General features: G+C 43.7%; 12 protein-coding genes. 9 read left to right on the top strand and 3 right to left on the bottom strand.

Features of this window, described 5'->3' with window-relative positions:
- The first annotated feature begins 581 nt into the window (after positions 1-581).
- The 6 genes from V7K50_RS04495 to cobD all read left to right on the top strand — a co-directional run bounded on the left by V7K50_RS04495 (position 582) and on the right by cobD (position 8,266).
- Positions 582-1,346 (top strand): DUF502 domain-containing protein, encoded by a 765-nt coding sequence (locus V7K50_RS04495; protein ID WP_334957667.1) that lies wholly within the window; start codon positions 582-584, stop codon positions 1,344-1,346.
- Between the two features lie 122 nt (positions 1,347-1,468).
- A complete protein-coding gene (gene nusB, locus V7K50_RS04490) occupies positions 1,469-2,110 on the top strand; it encodes a transcription antitermination factor NusB (protein ID WP_334957665.1) in 642 nt (213 codons plus the stop codon).
- A 160-nt stretch (positions 2,111-2,270) separates the two neighbouring features.
- Positions 2,271-3,932: a signal recognition particle-docking protein FtsY gene (gene ftsY, locus V7K50_RS04485; RefSeq protein ID WP_334957663.1), complete on the top strand. Its 1,662-nt coding sequence runs from the start codon at positions 2,271-2,273 to the stop codon at positions 3,930-3,932.
- Between the two features lie 1,142 nt (positions 3,933-5,074).
- Complete coding sequence (locus V7K50_RS04480; protein WP_334957661.1) at positions 5,075-6,460, top strand: PP2C family protein-serine/threonine phosphatase; 1,386 nt, start codon at positions 5,075-5,077, stop codon at positions 6,458-6,460.
- 374 nt (positions 6,461-6,834) lie between these two features.
- Entirely contained in the window at positions 6,835-7,119 is a 285-nt protein-coding gene (locus tag V7K50_RS04475) for an HU family DNA-binding protein (RefSeq protein WP_334799827.1), read from the top strand.
- Between the two features lie 22 nt (positions 7,120-7,141).
- Positions 7,142-8,266 carry a threonine-phosphate decarboxylase CobD gene (gene cobD, locus V7K50_RS04470; RefSeq protein ID WP_334957659.1) on the top strand — a complete coding sequence of 375 codons (1,125 nt, stop codon included), beginning with the start codon at positions 7,142-7,144 and terminating at the stop codon, positions 8,264-8,266.
- Between the two features lie 22 nt (positions 8,267-8,288).
- On the opposite strand, the gene V7K50_RS04465 is transcribed toward cobD, so the two are convergent.
- Positions 8,289-8,450, bottom strand: coding sequence for a hypothetical protein (locus tag V7K50_RS04465; RefSeq protein ID WP_334957657.1), 162 nt, complete (start codon positions 8,448-8,450; stop codon positions 8,289-8,291).
- A gap of 5 nt (positions 8,451-8,455) precedes the next feature.
- Here V7K50_RS04465 and V7K50_RS04460 point away from each other — a divergent pair, with 5 nt between their 5' ends.
- Positions 8,456-9,910, top strand: a complete 1,455-nt coding sequence (locus tag V7K50_RS04460) for a dihydrolipoyl dehydrogenase family protein (protein WP_334957655.1) — start codon at positions 8,456-8,458, stop codon at positions 9,908-9,910.
- Positions 9,907-10,041, top strand: a complete 135-nt coding sequence (locus V7K50_RS04455; RefSeq protein ID WP_334957653.1) for a hypothetical protein — start codon at positions 9,907-9,909, stop codon at positions 10,039-10,041. The genes V7K50_RS04460 and V7K50_RS04455 overlap by 4 nt, the downstream gene beginning before the upstream one ends.
- Here V7K50_RS04455 and V7K50_RS04450 read toward each other — a convergent pair.
- Both V7K50_RS04450 and V7K50_RS04445 read right to left on the bottom strand, forming a co-directional pair.
- On the bottom strand, positions 10,032-10,748 hold the full coding sequence (locus tag V7K50_RS04450) for a diacylglycerol/polyprenol kinase family protein (protein ID WP_334957651.1): 717 nt from the start codon (positions 10,746-10,748) through the stop codon (positions 10,032-10,034). The two genes, V7K50_RS04455 and V7K50_RS04450, sit on opposite strands and share 10 nt — an antisense overlap.
- Before the next feature lie 25 nt (positions 10,749-10,773).
- On the bottom strand, positions 10,774-12,549 hold the full coding sequence (locus V7K50_RS04445; RefSeq protein ID WP_334957711.1) for a DUF3685 domain-containing protein: 1,776 nt from the start codon (positions 12,547-12,549) through the stop codon (positions 10,774-10,776).
- A gap of 143 nt (positions 12,550-12,692) precedes the next feature.
- On the opposite strand from V7K50_RS04445, the gene V7K50_RS04440 reads away from it, so the two are divergent.
- Entirely contained in the window at positions 12,693-15,716 is a 3,024-nt protein-coding gene (locus V7K50_RS04440) for a pentapeptide repeat-containing protein (RefSeq protein ID WP_334957649.1), read from the top strand.
- Positions 15,717-15,996 lie beyond the last annotated feature (280 nt).

The raw sequence follows: 15,996 nt of genomic DNA, 5'->3' as shown, positions 1-15,996 counted from the left end.
GATTCTCAAACTGCGATCGCCGGAGGTGGGCGGGTAGGCGAACCCTATACTGGTTACTATGGTAGCATAGCTGTGCTATCCTGGCGCGTGTTACATAATAAACGAGAAGCACTGAAAATTGAAAGCGACAGATCCCCGACTTCGTAAAAGTTGTCGGGGATCTTGTTTCTCGTGATTTAGAACTGCCATATATAATAAAGTTAATATTTTTTACGCAACATTTTCATAAAAGCTGCTCCTGGTAATGTGTGAGTAAATAACCAGATAAAATCATTCCTTAGTTTACCCGGTCGTGCTTTCACAATCATCAGCAACTTTTGATTGAGCGCGGTAGATTAGTAATACCCAAGGACTTGCAACAATCATTTACAAGTCTTACAAAGAAAAGTAACATCCTCTGAGAATAACCAGTCGCCATCAGATTGGTTAATGTCTATCTGTATGCTTGTAGGAAAATAGCTAATTTCCAGCAATAAGTAGGTGTTTTTGCGCCAGCAGCCAACTTGCTAGCGTTTTGGACAGTTACTTGCGGCAGAAACTGCCTAAAGTTAAAGTCTTCGGAATTTGACGAATCTGCTGGTATGGATACCAATAACAAAAGTTCCTCTAGCTTAAAACAGGAGAATCGGGACTTGGTAATCGATCGCCTAAAACAGGACTTAAAAAACGACCTGATTGCTGGTTTGTTGGTAATAATTCCCCTAGCAACCACTATCTGGCTGACAATTACCATTGCTACTTGGGTAATCAACTTCCTTACCCAAATTCCCAAACAACTGAATCCCTTTGATGGGTTAAACCCCATTCTAGTAAATATACTGAATTTAGTGGTAGGACTAGCTGTACCACTACTAAGTATATTGTTGATGGGTTTGATGGCTCGTAATATTGCTGGGCGATGGTTGTTAGATTTTGGTGAGCGATTATTACAGGCAATTCCTTTAGCAGGACAGGTATACAAAACTCTTAAACAGCTTTTAGAAACAATACTAAAAGATTCTAATGGCAAGTTTCGCCGTGTAATTTTGGTAGAGTATCCCCGTCGGGGAATTTGGGCGATCGCCTTTGTCACTGGTGCAATCAGCAGTGATATCCAAACCCAGATGTCTCGCCCCGTGCTAAGTGTTTTTATCCCCACCACCCCGAATCCGACTACCGGATGGTACGCAGTTGTTCCTGAAGACGAGGTGGTGAACCTCTCCATGTCCATTGAAGACGCTTTTAAAATAGTTGTATCAGGTGGCATTGTCGCCCCCAATGCGCCCTTGGTTTTCTCCAAAGAGTCCACTTTGGAAGTCAAACACGACGAAATCAATCAGCAGGTTATTCCTGTTGAAGATAGTTAAAATCAATCTGGCAAAGTCACAAGCAAATGCGTAATGTTGTTGTTTGACTGTACCAAACTTGATATAATTACAAGTTTGTCTCTCCTAGTTAATCAGTTCTCGCACTATCACCCCTGATTTTTATGCAACCTCGTAAACCCCAGCAAATTGCTCGTGAATTGGCGCTTTTAAGCCTTAGCCAATTGCCAGTCAACCCAAAGAAATTAGATAAATTGGAAGACGATCAACTAGTATCCAAGTTGGTGCTAGGAGCAGTACGCACTCTCACCTCAGAAGTGCAAGATACCCTCGATAACGCCGCAGGTGAACTGCAACGCAGTAACGATCGCCTCTTAAGTAGCCAAACTCGGGCAGCCGACCTGAATACTGCCAGAACAATGCTTCAAGAAGCGATCGCCTGCACCCAGACAGCAATTAATCAGTTGGGTACAGCAGTTGATTTCCCTGTATTAATTCAGTTAGCTAATCAGGACAAGGGAGTTCGGAATTACGCTAAAGAGCTTGTGATTACCGTCAACGAAAATCGACAAATTATAGATGAACTCCTTTCTACTGCCTTAGTAGATTGGCAAGTAACTCGCCTCGCCCAAATTGACCGCGATATCCTGCAAATCGCTGTGGCAGAAATGAAGTTCTTAGGAGTTCCAGACAGTATCGCCATCAACGAAGCTGTGGAACTAGCCAAACGCTACAGTGGAGACGATGGTCATCGGTTTATTAATGGTGTTTTGCGCCGAGTCAGTGACCAGAAAAAAACAGCATAGTATTTTATACTTACTTCCCAAAGTGATCGAGATGAGGAGGATGAGGGAGTAGGGGAGATAAGGGGACAAGGAGAATAACCCAATGCCCCATGCCCAATACCCCAAGTTAAATTAAACTCATAATTCATAACTCATAATTCATATAGTCAATATTGCTGCAATGGTTTTTAATTGGTTCCGTCGTCAACATAACGATTCCTCTGACACTCCCTCTGATAAGAAGCAGGAAGAAACTCTTCCTGCACAAGAACCCCAACCAGAGCCAGCCGAAACATCAACACCAACTAGTGAAGGTGCAACAGACACCACAACTGACTTATTGGCCTTTGCGAAAGCTGCCTACAAAAATATCCAGCAAAAACAGCAAGCCGAGGTAGTAACCCAGCCTGATTCGGCAGATGCGCCAGCACCATCAGCACAACCTGAAACCGCAGAAACGGGAATTGCGGAAATTACTGAACCGGAAACAACTGAGGAACCCGTTAGTACAACTGTAGAAACTGCACAGGCAGAAGTTATCCAAGTTACTACTGAGTCAGAAATTACAGAAGATTCCTCAGTAGCAGCAATTGCTGATCAGCCAGATGTCAAAAGCCAAGAACTCACGGCTAATGAAGTTGAACCAACACCCACCGAACCACTAGCTACCCCAGAAGCAACACAGCCAACAGCACTATCCTTCTTAGAACGGGCAAAGGCAGAACGGCAAGCCAAGCTGGAACAACTAATAGCCACCGCCATTGAAGTCCCCGAACCAGAGTTAGTACAGCCAGTAGCTAGAACTTCCGAGGTAGGAGAGGAAATTCCTGGATTGGTATTTGATGATGGATTTGTGTGGTCCGCGAGAGTCTTAGCAGCTCAAGGTAGAAGTCCAGAAGACGTTTCTATTGAAGAAATTACCTGGCTAAAAAAGCTCCGGCAAGGGTTAGACAAAACTCGCCGTAGTATCCTCAACCAACTAAAGGCGATCGTTGGTCAAGGACCGCTAAACCAAGCTGCTGTGACAGAAATTGAGGCATTGCTTCTGCAAGCTGATGTGGGTGTAGAGGCGACAGATTTTATTATTGATGCCCTACAGAAAAAACTTCGAGAAGAAGTCACTGCACCTGAAGAAGCGATCGCTTACCTGAAAAAAATCCTCCGGGATATGCTGGATGCACCAAGCAAAACATCCCACAAAACTACTTTTACCCCAGAAAAAGAAACCTTGAACATTTGGTTAATTACTGGGGTGAATGGTGCCGGTAAAACCACCACGATCGGCAAAATTGCCCATCTGGGACAAAAATCTGGCTATAAATGTTTGATTGGGGCAGCAGACACCTTCCGTGCTGCTGCTGTAGAACAGGTGAAGGTTTGGGGTAGTAGAAGCGGTGTGGATGTAATTGCCAATCCGGGAAAGAATACAGATCCGGCAGCAGTTGTCTTTGATGCGATCGCAGCTGCCCAAGCACGTCAAACCGAATTACTTTTGCTAGATACAGCTGGGCGACTGCAAAACAAAAAAAACTTAATGGACGAACTCGGTAAAATCCGCCGAATTATCGACAAAAAAGCCCCAAATGCCAAAGTAGAATCTCTTTTAGTTCTAGATGCCACTTTAGGGCAAAATGGACTGCGGCAAGCTGAAGTTTTCTCCCAAGCTGCCCAACTGAGTGGTGTTGTCTTAACCAAGCTCGATGGTACTGCCAAAGGCGGCGTTGCCCTAGCTGTTGTGCAACAACTAGGTTTACCCATTCGGTTTATTGGTGCTGGTGAAGGAATTGAAGACCTGCGCCCGTTTTCGAGCTATGAGTTTGTCGAAGCTCTCTTAAGTGGCTAGTTGAAAAATTTGGAGTTAAAAATTTTTCTTGACAAACTGATAAATTTAGGGATAACTGATCTGATATTATCACTTGAAGTAACTGGGAGCATCCCAATTTTGCTTAAATCTTTTCCCTCACCCCCAGCCCCTCTCCCATCTTTGGGAAAGGGGAGACATAATTCTAGTTCCCCTTCTCCCAAAGATGTGAGAAGGGTTAGGGGATGAGGGCTATCAAGGTTTTTGCACATCTGGGATGCTCCCAACTAACTAGAAACAAAATTAGGACTTACGCAAAATATCTCTCAAACTCTGATTTCTCTGTGTCGCGTCAGTTGCTTCTCCCAGGGGGAGAGGCTACGCGTAGCAAGATCCCCGAAGGGGTACAAGTCGGGGCACCGCAAAGGCGCACTGGCTTCTCCGTGTTTCTGCGGTAGCCTGTGGCAAGCCGAAGCGTCTACGTTATTCCATAACTCTTGCGTAAGTCCTAAAAATACTGGAAACAGATCAAGTCCTAAAATTACCAGCTTGTCACAATAAATGTGTGACTTTTGCTAGAATTTGAAGCTTGTGAAGTTGAAATTGCTGGGTAAGTAATTTCATAGTCAGGACTTTAGTCGTTATTTTCTAAGCACTAAAGTCCTGACTACAAACTGGATCACGGTAATTATGATGTGTAAATTAAGTATTTGAAGACTTATTTACATATTCTCAGGTTTGGGAATGAGTATAAGTCTGTTTTTTACCAAACCAACCTCGATTTGAGTGTTATGGAGATTTTCACTCAAAATACCCCTAGTTGCCTCTGCCCAAGCAGTCACTCTGAAAGCACTATAAATTATTCTTTGAATAAAGTATTTATATAAATTTAGAGATATGCTTTGGTAATTAAGTTATGGAAAAATGAAAAGTTTTCGGAACTATCATTAAAACTAGTAATTTTTACGGGTTGGATTTGGACTAAAAATACATGATTTTAAATTAAGAATATTCCATCAAAAATACAATAGGCAAATAAAATACTTATAAAATTTGCCTGTTACGTCTTTATACTCTTGCTAAAATGACAAGTCTTGTCTAAATATGGTTTAGCAATGCCAAAGCCAAAAGATTTATAAGTAATCTAAAATCTGCCAATATAAAGTGCAATAGTACCTGTACCTGTGTCTCAACTGCCCTCTCAACCCACTGATAACAATAGTAGTGCCGCGACTGATGTCACACCAGTCGTGGCACTCAAAGAACTCGTGGCAAGGTTGCACCGGGAACAGAACAAAATTCAAGATTTGCTAAGTTCTTTAGGATTTGCCCTGAGAAGTTTCAATAATTTGAATCAGTTTTTGGAACTGATCCCGTTGATGGCAACAAGAGTGACCGATGCAGACGGCAGCGCCCTGTTTCTCTACAAACCTAATGGTCAAGTTAGGTTAGAGCAGTTACATTGGCAAGATAGTCGTCAGCGAAAGAATATTCGCAAAGCGCTAGAAATAGCTAGCAGTCAAATCACGCTTATCCCCAATAGTGCCCTTCTAGCCAATGCCACGGGGATTTTGGATGACCAGATGCATCGCTATTTGGGGCCAGATGTGCAAATCTTTGGTACGGCAATTCTGGTGAAACATACAGAACGGGGATGGCTTTATGTCTTGAGCCGCGATCCAGAATATAGTTGGACAGAAACTAGGCAAAAGTTAGTGAGGTTAGTGGCAGATCAAACAGCAGTGGCGATCGAAAACGATGAACTAGCTGTAGAACTAAGAAAAAAAGAACGCCTAGATCAAGAACTAGAAATTGGCGCAGAAATTCAACGGCGACTTCTACCACGTCAATGCCCTACAATTCCTGGTGCAGTACTAGCGGCACGCTGTAAACCTGCCAATCGCGTCGGTGGAGATTACTACGACTTTATTGCTACCAATCATAATAAGATTCAGCTTAAGACCAAAGGCAGCACCGAAACTAGTCGCTGGGGTTTGGTTATTGGAGATGTTATGGGCAAAGGTGTCCCGGCTGGGCTGATTATGACGATGATGCGGGGAATGCTACGGGGAGAAGTGCTACATGGTAATTCCCCAGCCAGAATTCTGCAAAACTTAAATAGAGTGATGTATGCGGATTTGGAAAATTCCCACCGCTTTGTAACGCTATTTTATTCAGAATATAATCCCCATAACCGAGTTTTGTCTTATAGCAATGCGGCACACAATCCACCCTTATGGTGGCACGCAGCCACGAAAACTGTCACCCGTTTAGATACTCTAGGAATGCTAATCGGTTTGGATGCTAACAGCCAATATGAAGATGCCCAGGTACAGTTAGAGCCTGGGGATACAATTATTTACTATACAGATGGCTTGACTGATGCTGCTGCCGCAGGTGGCGATCGCTTCGATGAAGAGAATTTTGTTACTGGCTTCAATACGGCTTGTAAGTACTGCAATGGGCCAGAGGAGATTGTGGATTATCTATTTGACCAAGTTCAGCAATTCATTGGTGCTGATAAGCAAAATACTGATGATATGACACTAGTTGTTCTGCAAATTTTATAGTCATTGCTGTTCCAACTTTAACTTACCTAATTAGCGGAGCAAGACTTAGGTATGAGTACTAATACCGGAGTCTTGCCCCTACTCGGTTTGAAATAAGTATTTTTTCCTACTTTTGGGGTAGTTTTTAGTCAAACAAGTACCCTAAAATTACAAAACATCCTGAAATCTATATAAATTAATGGTTTCATCTATCCACATCAGGCTACAACACCTTAGAATGATTCATTGAAAAGTCGAGCCGATGGGATGTACAGCCGTTTTGAGTAAAAGTACTCCCAAAGGATGATTTTTGTATTTCCGCGAACAAAGATTTCAGTACAGATGTGTCAAGGTGCATCCGTAAAGAATCTCAAGTAAACCTTCAGGAGTTTGATATGAACAAAGGTGAATTAGTTGATGCCATAGCTGAAAAGGCTAATGTTACGAAGAAACAAGCGGATGCAGTCTTAAGTGCCGCTTTGGATGAGATTGTGGAAGCGGTTTCTTCTGGTAACAAGGTGACATTGGTGGGATTTGGCTCATTTGAATCACGGGAACGTAAAGCCCGCGAAGGTCGCAACCCGAAAACAAATGAAAAGATGGAAATTCCTGCGACAAGAGTTCCTGCTTTCTCGGCAGGGAAACTGTTTAGAGAAAAGGTAGCACCCCCAAAATCATAGGTTCTTCGGGAACCCTTTTTTAATGCGGCAACCTGCACACGGGGGAAATTTAGCCTGGGCAGCAGCACTGGCTGGCTGTCCCCCTGATGCTATTCTGGATTTTTCTGCTAGCATCAGCCCGTTGGGGCCTCCAAATAGCGCGATCGCTGCTATTCAGTCCCAAATTGGTAATCTTAAGCACTATCCAGACCCAAATTATAGTGAACTGAGACTAGCTCTCAGTCACTTCCATCAACTGCCGCCTGAGTGGATTCTGCCGGGTAACGGCTCCGCAGAATTACTCACTTTAATCGGTAGGGAATTAGCTCAATTAGCCGCGACAATTCTAATAACTCCAGCCTTTGGTGACTACTACCGAACCTTGGCAGCGTACAAAGCTAATGTGCTGGAGTGTCCTTTGTCACTTGTACTGAGCGAAGCCGTTGGCGTAGCCTCTCGTAGAGAAGTATTAGTCATTGGTCATTGGTCATTGGTCATTAGTCCTTTGTCATTGGTTATTGACAAAGGACAAAGGACAAAGGACAAAGGATTATTGCTGAATAATCCCCACAACCCAACCGGGAAGCTATTTTCGCGGGACTCTATTTTGCCCTATTTGGAGCAGTTTGCTTTGGTGGTGGTGGATGAAGCATTTATGGATTTTGTGCCGCCTAATGAGGAACAAAGTCTGATTCCGATGGTGCAGGAATATGCAAATTTAGTAGTATTGCGATCGCTAACCAAATTTTACAGTCTCCCAGGACTGCGATTAGGATATGCGATCGCACACCCCGACTGCCTAGCTAAATGGCAACTATGGCGTGATCCCTGGCCCGTAAACACCCTAGCGGCGGCGGCGGCAATTGCAGCACTTCAGGACACAGAGTTTCAGCAGCAAACCTGGGCATGGCTACCACCTGCACGAAACCAACTCTTTCAGGGTTTGGCTAAAATCCCCGGATTGCAGCCCCAAGCAAGTGCTGCTAACTTTTTACTGGTTGAGTCTCAAGAGTCTACTTCGCAGTTACAGCAAAAATTACTCAAGGATCACCAGATTTTAATCCGCGATTGCCTTAGTTTTAAAGAACTAGGCGATCGCTTTTTCCGGGTTGCTGTACGTTCCCAATCTGATAACCAACGCTTAATAACAGCATTGAATGGGGAGTAGGGAGATGAGGGGGATGAGGTAATTATTGATTCTCCCCCATGCCCAATACTTCGACTTCGCTCAGTACAAGTGCCCAATAGCCCCATGCCCCATGCCCCATGCCCCATGCCCCATGCCCCATGCCCCATGCCCCATGCCCCATGCCCAATGCCCAATGCCCAATGCCCCATGCCCAATGCCCCATGAGTGATGACAATTGACTACGATGTTGTAATTATTGGCGGCAGTCTTGCTGCGTACTACGCTGCCCTTGCTGCAACCCAACTACATGCTACAGTTGCCTTGGTGGAACCGAAAGTAGACTACGGGTTTACTCATCACCATGCTCTTACCGAAATTGGTAAACTGGCGCAGAAGTTGGATAATGGCTGTGCTTTTGGTATTCATGCCACACACGCTAATACCTCAGAAGAATGCCACGTATCAATGGTATGGCAAGAAGCCATGCTGTATGCTCAATGCGTCGCCTCAAATCTCAAAGAACAGCATTCTCCAGCTATCCTAGCCGCCCGGGGAGTCGATGTCATCGTTGGTAATGGTCAATTCCAATCTTCACCCCAACTTGCTTTTGCCGTTAACAAGCGTCTACTACGCGCCCGTACCTATTTGCTCGCCAGTGGTTCGCGTCCAGAAATCCCGGAGATTGAAGGATTGCAAGCCACTGGCTATCTAACCCTATCTAATATTTGGCAATCTTTACAGGGAGCAACATTAGCCAAAAATTGGGTAATTATCGGCGGAATTCCCCAAAGCGTTGAAATCGCTCAAACTTTAGCGCGGTTTGGTTGTAGTGTGACGCTAGTAGTCAAGCATCGTTACATTCTCCCCGATGTAGACCCTGAGATAGCCATACTACTTCAGGCGCAGTTGGAAGTTGAAGGTGTGCGCGTCCTCACCGAAAAACCAGTAACTCAGGTGAGGCTAATTGAGGGTAAAAAGTGGGTTCAAGCACGAGATAAGGCTATTGAAACTGATGAAATTTTAGTGGCGACTGGACAACAGCCAAATCTGGAATCTCTAAATTTGGCAGCAGTCGGTGTGAAATGGCATCGACTTAGTTTAGTAGTGAATGATAAATTGCAAACCACTAACCACCGCATTTATGCTTGTGGGGATGTAATTGGTGGTTATGACTTAGCTAATATCGCTAATTATGAAGCAAAAATTGCCCTGAACAATGCACTCTTTTTCCCCAGGTTACGAGTAAATTATCACTCCATTCCTTGGGCGATATTTTCTGCGCTGATGCTGGCGCAAGTGGGTTTGACAGAGGCACAGGCAAAACGCCAATTTGGTCGAGATGAAGTTTTAGTTTTGCGACAGTATTTTAAAACGGTAGCAGCAGCCCAACTTCGGGGCGAAACCACTGGTATGTGTAAATTAATTGTCCTACGCAACGGGGAAATTTTGGGAGCTTCGATATTGGGGGGAGAAGCCGGAGAATTAATTAATTTGATTTCCTTGGCAATGTCACAAAAAATTAAAGTCAAAGATTTAGCAAATTTATCTCCGGTCTATCCTAGTTTCTCAGAAATTCTGGAACAAACTGCAAGAGAGTGGAGTAAGGAAAAGTTAAATAGCAATATTCCTTTGCAAGAGTTTTTAGAAGGCTTCTTCCATTTCCGCCGCAATTGGAATTTATGAGTTATTGGGGATTGGGGATTGGGGATTGGGGATTGGGGATTGGGGATTGGGGATTGGGCATGGGCATGGGGCATGGGGCATATCGGGTTGTTGCGGTGCGTTACGCTATCGTTAACACACCCTACAGATAAAAATTCTGCATCACAACCCATACAACTCCCGCCGTTACTAGAGGTACGCTGAGGTTATCTGTGCCGTGGGGTGAGACTGCCTCTGCTAGGGTGGCGAAAGTAGCTGTTACCACCGCCGTCAACAATGCCGATTTTAAACTTAAAGGCGTTGCTAGGGGACTCAGTGAGGAACCAGGTAGGAGCAATAGCACTAAGAAAATCACCACTGTACTTGCTACAAACATTGCTGCTGAACCCTCCCAGGAACGCACAGAATTTCCCACTTGGTATTTATGCTGTCCGAAACGTCTACCGATTAATGCTGCTAGTGCATCACCCCAGGTCATGGACATTATGCCAGCAACAGCGATCGCAATGCTATCTACTGGCCCATCTGGTCGCCACAATAGCCCGAACAGCAGCGTCACTGAAATAGCGAAGTAAACTGTACCAGGTGAGCTATCTTGGGTATCCATTGCGCCGATGATTCGGTACCGGTAAAACAGGTAGTTGAGTCCGATAAAGGTAGCAAAAGGTATAATTCCGATTTCCCAGTGTTTAAACAGCAGCAGAACACCAAAAACCCACATCCCTGCACCAATATGGATCACTTTGCGCGTCAAATCTGGCTTCACACCAAACAGTTTACGCAGTCCCTCGCCAATGACAAGTAGACCGGTAGCGTAAACATAAGAAATTGCTAGCCCAATAAAATCATTGTTTGTCATTTGTCATTTGTCCCCCTCATCCCCTTCACTTTGGTCGATCGCTATTTCGTCTCAGGTTCTTGTCTACTGACGAAACGCTACCAATACCTTGAAGAATACCACGACCGATTAAACCTAAACCCCGACCAACTATTTGAGTAAGTATGAAGACTATACCGCTACCTAAAAACGCTAATAGTGATTTTAAACGCGGTGCGATCGCATCACTAAATTCTAGGAGCAATGTCACTACTAAAGGAATATTGGAAAGTTTTACTAACTCCTGATTTCGAGGAGCATAAACTGAAGTATTGGCAATACCACGAGGTGCAATTACAAATAGCTCATACCGACTTTCAAAAACTGCTCTTGGCTCATTTATATAATTTCTTAATCTATATTTCCACGATAAATCATTTCTAAATCGTTCAATCTCTCTTGTAGAAATCAATTGCCGCCCATAAAAATTTTGCTTAATCTCTTCTACATCGGCTAAAGAATTTAACAGTGGTTGCACTACTCCATTCGCTACCTGAATCAACAAGTTCTCTAAAATCATTAATGCTTGAGACTTGGCTTCAGCGCTCACTACTGGATAGGAGGTATTATCAATATTCAATTCTGTTTGAAATAGAAGATAAGAATATAACTCACAAATTAGCGGAATTTTATCGAGAATATCTCTTTGGACAACTTCTGTATTTTGCAGCAATAACTTGACAATTTCTATATTTTGATTCTCTATTTTGATTCGAGCAAATTTCCCAAAGAAATCTGTAATCGCTGCTTGCCATAAGTCGCGTATTAAGGTATTTTTTACTTCATATAATTGATTTATCTCTATTTGAGAAGTACGCAACTCATCCAACTGTTCAGCCAATTTTTGCAGGATCAAATAAAGTAATTCCCGTTTTTTATCTTCACGAAAGATGTCAATTTCTAAAGATATATTCGTGACATTTCGCAAAGAAAATTGAAGTTTAGTAACACAAGATGCAAACAAAGCAGATTGTAGGGTTCCCGGACTAAGTAAAGGTGACACAGTTTGCCTTTGTTGAATGGCACTATTCAATGAAGGAGTCAGAGGCGACTCATCAGCAGCAATATGTTCCTCTTGCCTTTCTTGTGATGAAACCAACAACCGATTTAGCAACCAACGAGCCGCTAGCAGTTCTCGCCGTCGTCCAGCTAGAATTGCTCGATCTAATACTGGTAGTCCGGGAACTTGTAATTGTGCTGTTACTACGGCTAGGGTAGCGTCAATGTAAGCAATTCCTGACAAACGTAAATTATTTCGGAGTCTATGGAAAGGGAGTGGGGAGTGAGGAATGGGAAGTAGGGGTTTAGCATTGCTAAACCCGTACAGGGAGTTAGGAGTTGTTATTGCTTCTGTGTCTTGGAACCAATAGGAATGACCATCTGCGACTTGTTGCATGGCGGCGACTAACTCAGGAAGTGGTGTACCTTTGGGGCAGTAGCCATTTACACCAACAGATTTGGCAGCTAATAGCAGTCCTTGTTCTTGCACAGAACTGAGGAGCAAAATTGGCAGGTTGGGATATAAGGCTCTGAGTTGGCGACAGAATTGTAAGCCTAGCTGTTGACTGGTGATGGAGCGACCATTACCGAATTCCAAAACCACCAAATTTACCTGATTAGGGTCTTCTTGGGCAATTTCTGCTAAAATCTGCAAGGCAACTGTGTCATTTTCTACTGCTGCGATCGCTTCCAGGTGAGGAATTGCTTCTAGGGCTATCTGTAATCCCAGACGAAAAATCGGGTCTTGGTCGATTAACAATAATTTTAGAGGGCGATCGCTCATAGTCCACTCAATTACACAAGCACTGTTTTTTACCAATCAGCAAACAACTTTGATACAAAACTTTGTCTTTCCCATTGTTACCTGTTTTCGCAAACTCATAAATCGATCATAATTGCCATAAACAGCCTTCACTGTGTAATTAAATGAACCTGAGTATTCGGCACTGGTTGGCAGAACGCCAGATCGCAATCAATCAAATCAAAGCATTTTCACCGGCACAATTGGCAGGTATTGCCTACCGGATTGTTCAAGATATGGAAGTCAAAAGCCTCATGCCTTTTGATATTTGTACCTTGGTAGAGGTCTTAGAACTGCCTTTAGGTGTTGTTTGGGAAGAAATTAGTGTCATTTCCCAGTTGACAGAAAACCTGTTGCGTAACCTCAGCCAAAAAAAACCGTTAAAACGTAACGAAGGGACTTGGCTAGCGTTTCAAATTGCCTATCTCCACGCTTTGCAAGCAATTTTAGAGCAGGAAGCAAGGCTACAAAGACCGTGGCTAGATCGGGCAAGTATACCTATCCAATCACACATACTTAAAGAGGATGTGGGTAAATTCATCCTCCAAGATCCGCAATTACAAGGTTTGCTGAAAACTCTCAGTCCTGGTAAATTGACTGATACTCAAGCGGAACAAGCATTATCTTTGGTTGCAGATTCATTACTGGTGCAACAAATAAATAACGCTGTCATAGCTTGGTTAGTTGCCAATGGTGCAGAGGAATCTGAAGCTAAACTTCTAACACAGCGTTTGGTCAACTCACTTCCTGGTGAAATACTGGTAGTCGTTACCGAGAATGCTGCACCTTTAGCCCAACTGCAAAAATTTTTCCGGTTGGGGATTTCATTATCTCCCAATTCGCTCACCCCAGAGGTTGGTTCTACAGTCGGCGAGAAAATTGATTTGCACCGAGAATATTATCGTGCAAGTTTGATTAAAAATCTCAGTATGCCTTTGCTGATGGAATCCTTTGCCCTTAAGGATATCTATGTGCCACAAAAAGGCTTACCAATAGAAGAAAGTATTTCTGAGCAGGATAAAAAAACTGTTAAACCAGTTGATTTAAAGATATGGGCACAGCAACAGCTAACTGATTTAGAAACGATCGCTATGATCGAATCGGAACCTGGTTATGGAAAAACCAGTTTTTGCCAACTTTGGGCAGCACAGGTAGCAGAAGAATTGTACCCTACTTGGATGCCTATAGTAATTAGGTTACGAGATGTAAAATATGGCAAAACTTTAATTGAAACCCTGAATTCTGCCTTTCCTGTTAATCTTTCAACTTGGTTAGAGCAAGAAAATCTCCCTTGTCTGTTGCTGCTAGATGGTCTAGATGAACTGCCCCCTTCTGCTCACGGTATCAGGGCAAAACCAATTTTTATTCAGCAATTACTGAACTTTCAATCTCAGCGTCGGCACAAAATTGTGTTAACGAGTCGGTCAACGACGTTAGAAGAAATCGCCCCAGAAGTATCGCTATTATTAAGGCGAATTATGATTCAGCCCTTTGATGCGGATGAACTCAAACAATGGTTTCATCTGTGGGCAAAAGTGCAATCTTTGGCGATCGCTCAAAATTTCTTTACATTCTTAAAACAGTCAGGGTTATTTGTCAGCCAATCAAAGCTTTCAGGATTATCTGCCCTTGTGCGTCAACCGCTAATGCTGCATTTGTTGGGCATTTTGCACCGCGACGGATTGGTAGATGATGAACTATTGCAGTTAGCTGCTAATAACCAAAAGTCTTTTCTGTTATGGAAAATTCATCATCGTCTGAGTCGATGGTTGTTGGGTTATCCGCTAATTGGTGGGATCAAGACGATGCTTCTGCGCTCAGGATCGGCTCATATCCACAGGACTCCAGAAGCGATCGCTAATTTAATCGCTGGTCGTCATCCCCAAGATTTACTTGAGCAGATGCAAGCGATCGCTCTCCAAATTTTACACTCGCAACGTCATCAAATCAATGTAGCTGGTGAATTTCATCCTCTACCAGGGTTTTATTTTAAAGTTCGGGATGTAGAAAGTCTAGCGAAAACTAGTTTAATTGAGTTTTCGCATATCAAGTTGGGAGAATCTCTTTGTGCAAATGCGATTGCTGCCCAACTTAAATTTCTGACTCAGTACCAAGATGAGGCTTATGGTACGCCGACTTTTGTGCTTGATTCTCCCACTAGCGTAGCCCAGCATATTTATAATTTACTAGGTTACGGGATACTGAGCCAAGAAATTGAAGAATTGGCGATCGCACAATTGCGCCGACAGCAAAAGCACAAATTTTCCTTTGAAGTTTTGTTTCAACGTCTTTTATCTTTTTGGCGTGCTTACTGTCAAGGCTGTTGGTTAGATCAAGGGATAGCCCACAAAGCTTTAACTCATTTTCAAGCACTACAAAACCCTGTGAATGTTGAACAGGTGAATGCTGCGGTGGGACTGAATGTATTTTTATTACTTTGTGCCTGCTACCGAGAAACAAGAGTTCCTTTTTGGCCTTGTGGGAATCCAGCGAATTTGGCAGAATTCAATCCAGAGGCGTTGAGTGGGCTGATTGCTAAGACAACGGTTTTGCATAAAAGTGCCTTCGCAACCCGAATCAAATCTCTGGCTGGAATCAACCTATCGGGAGCCTCTTTATTGCAAGTGGTGTTAACTGGGGTAAATCTTGAGCAGACGAACTTATCGAATGCAGAGTTAATCGGGACGAATTTGGCTGGAGCGAATTTGCAACAGGCGAATCTCACAGGCGCGAACCTACAACAAGCGAATCTCGTAGGCGCAAACCTGCAACAAGCCAACCTCACAGGGGCAAATCTGCAACAGGCCAACCTGATGATGATAAATCTGAGTTCAGCTAATCTCACGAACGCCTGTTTATTTGATGCCATCCTTGCTGAGGCTGATAAACAATTGGCCAACGATAATGGTGCTTTGTTCTCTAAAGAATCGTTTCAAAAACTGAAACATTTGCGTAGTTTACCGCCGCAGGCATCGCAGCAGCGCTTCTTAAACACCATACAAATCACCCCAAATATGGATGCTAATTGGAACAAGATCCCTGCCCTCGGACTAATTGAAAGCTGCGAAGGCATGATTTTACCAGTAGATTTATATGATGATGATGGCGATGATGAGACAGTTTTTAGCAATAATTCTATTGGGGAATAGGGCATGGGGACTGGGGACTAGGGGTTTTCAAACTTGAAGATCCCCCCTAACCCCCCTTAAAAAGGGGGGAAAGAAAGAAACTCTAAAAGCCCCCCTTTTTAAGGGGGGTTGGGGGGATCTCCAAAGACTCAGGTGCTTCAAGAAGGGTTTGAAAACACGCCCTAGGGATTGGGTATTCTCCCTCATCCCCAGTCCCCAGTCCCCAGTCCCCAGTCCCCAGTCCCCAGTCCCCAGTCCCCAGTCCCCAGTCCCCAGTCCCCAGTCCCCAGTCCCCAGTCCC

The sequence above is a fragment of the Nostoc sp. genome, from assembly GCF_036917135.1.
Classification (GTDB): domain Bacteria; phylum Cyanobacteriota; class Cyanobacteriia; order Cyanobacteriales; family Nostocaceae; genus Nostoc.
This window is presented reverse-complemented; position numbering and strand designations above follow the sequence as displayed.